Annotated in this window: 1 protein-coding gene and 3 pseudogenes; all 4 read left to right on the top strand. The window is 54.5% G+C overall.

Annotated elements, in window-relative coordinates; genetic code table 11:
* A pseudogene (locus tag ALO43_RS31250) lies at window positions 1-456 on the top strand (DUF2875 family protein); the annotation flags it as partial.
* 25 nt (window positions 457-481) lie between these two features.
* A pseudogene (locus tag ALO43_RS29825) lies at window positions 482-589 on the top strand (PAAR domain-containing protein); the annotation flags it as partial.
* A gap of 26 nt (window positions 590-615) precedes the next feature.
* Window positions 616-1,521 (top strand): annotated as a pseudogene (locus ALO43_RS00565) (type VI lipase adapter Tla3 domain-containing protein); the annotation flags it as partial.
* Window positions 1,522-1,577: 56 nt separating this feature from the next.
* Window positions 1,578-2,482 (top strand): IS5 family transposase (locus ALO43_RS00560; protein WP_054996995.1); only part of this gene is annotated, 905 nt, incomplete at its 3' end.

The raw sequence follows: 2,482 nt of genomic DNA, 5'->3' as shown, positions 1-2,482 counted from the left end.
AACGGCAAGCGTCTGAAGCCAGCCCTGCAAGCCAAAGCCTTGCAAGCGGCTTGGGTTCAGGCGCTGGAAACTCTGCCCGACGGTCAGAAACCTGTGCGGGTGTTCTACGACAGTACCAACAACCCTGAAGCCGAAATCGCCCTGAACAACGCCCTGCACGACCTGAACAAGGACGGCCACGGTCTCGAACTGGGCAATGTCGAAGAGGGTTACGACATCGGTCGTCGTCTGGGGAATACCGGGGTCAGCGGTGCGCTGGTCGAGATCAATCTGGCGACCATCGCCAGCTACAAGGACGGCGGCGTCAGTGCTGTGGTCTACGCAGGCACCGACGGCAGCCTGACCGTACAAATGGTCCGCCCGCCCGATGAAGCACGCAAGGCGAAAAACAGCCAGAACCGTGGGGCAGACCCGTTCACCTTCGGCTCGCCAACCGGCGGGGCACCTGCAGAGTGAGCTATCCCGTCTGTCTGGGCGACACCACCCCACCCGAAAGCTGAACGGCATCCTGGTGGTGCTGCACAGCCATCGACTGGCGTGCGGCTGTCAGGGTGTGGCCAGCCACGCCATGAATGTGCGAGTGGTCTAGGAATTTTGTGATCAGGTCATGCAACGGAAGCACAGGAAAATCATATGGAATTTCGTGAGATACATTCGGTAGCACGCTGGGGCGTTGCAGGGATTTTAGGTGCGGTTCTGCTGAGCTACAGTGGACACTGGTGGGGCAAGGCCGTTGCTGATGAAAAACACGAGCTGGTAGCCTACAAGTCCAAAGTGGAAGAACAAGTATCAGAACAGCAGGCAACTCAAAAGCGAAACTATTCTCTGGAAATTAGGGGAGTAGGCATAGCTGTCAATGACTGGCATCAATCGTCTGTCTGGCGAGAAGTAGTCGCTAAGAATAACAACCTTGTATCCATATACCCATCATCCCCCAAGGAATACGATTCAGGCCTGAGTTCGCGTGAGCTCACTAGAAGCATAAACACACGCGTGGCGTTCCAGCATTCAGCTGGAGAATCTGTCGCATATTGGCCTATCCCAACATTTGCTATTGCGCCTCCCAAACAGCCTTCAGACACTGGGGCTGCAGAGAACATAATGAGTGGTCGAAATGCTGCGACTTTGGGTGTCACGCTCGTTTTGTGGCAAGAAGCTGAAAACACTACTCATGCTCAAGAAATGCTGGAAAGTTTATTCCTTTTTTTTGACAACAACCCCAAAGTACCTGAAGCGCTAATCGTAAGTGAAGATGGTGATGTCACGCGAAACGGATTACGCGTGGCCGGTACTCCCGGACTGCAAAATGCTCAGGTCGTACCTACGGTATTCGAGAGCATGACCGGGCTACTGGTCAGTCGCTCGGACCGGGTGGATCGCTATATACGCCCTTATGCCCTTAATGAAACTGAGGATAATCAGAACAAAAATACCGATCTAGGTAAGCTTTGGGCTTTTTACTGGAATCGTGATGACGCATTCATGGAACAGTATGAAAGCGAACAAAGAGCTAAGGAATCTCCGAACAAGTCCCCAGATGTGATGAAATACGCCTGACCACCTGATCCGAGCCGCCCATGAGCCAGATGAGCTTTTCCGATTTCGAATATGCCGGCAAGCGCAAGCAGACACGTCGCGAACGCTTCCTCGCCGAGATGGATCAGGTCGTGCCCTGGACAGGTCTACTGGGCCTGATCGAACCGTTCTACCCCAAGGCCGGCGGTGGCAGAAAACCTTATCCTCTGGAAACCATGCTGCGCATTCATCTGCTGCAAAACTGGTTCTCCCTGAGCGACCCGGCCATGGAAGAAGCGCTCTACGAAATCACGCCCATGCGCCAGTTTGCACGCCTGACCTTGAGCGCCCCGATACCTGAAGACACCACGATCATGAACTTCCGGCACCTGCTGGAAAAGCATCAACTGGCCCCTGCGATCCTCGCGGTCATCAACGGTTATCTGCAAGAGAAAGGCCTGTCCCTGCGCCAGGGCACCATCGTCGATGCCACCATCATTCATGCCCCCAGCTCGACCAAGAACGAGGAAGGAAAGCGTGATCCCGAGATGCATCAGACGAAGAAAGGTAACCAATACTTCTTCGGCATGAAGGCGCATATCGGCGCCGATGCGGAGTCGGGACTGGTTCATCATGTTCATGGCACTGCGGCCAATGTGGCCGATGTCACGCAGGTCGCCGAGCTGTTGCACGGCGAAGAAAACGCGGTTTATGCAGACGCTGGATACACCGGTGTCGAGAAGCGTGAAGAGCATGAAAATCGTGAGGTCATCTGGCAAATCGCGGCGCGGCGCAGCACGTATTCCAGGCTCAATAAACGCAGCGTTCTCTACAAGGCCAAGCGCAAGATCGAGTACTGCAAAGCTCAGACACGGGCCAAGGTCGAGCATCCATTTCGTGTAATCAAGCGTCAGTTTGGCTACGTGAAAGTGCGCTTTCGTGGGCTTATGAAAAACACAGCTCAGCT

The sequence above is a fragment of the Pseudomonas tremae genome, assembly GCF_001401155.1.
In the GTDB taxonomy this organism is placed as follows: domain Bacteria; phylum Pseudomonadota; class Gammaproteobacteria; order Pseudomonadales; family Pseudomonadaceae; genus Aquipseudomonas; species Aquipseudomonas tremae.
Note: the sequence above shows the minus strand (reverse complement) of the source record. Positions and strands in the feature narration are given on the sequence as shown.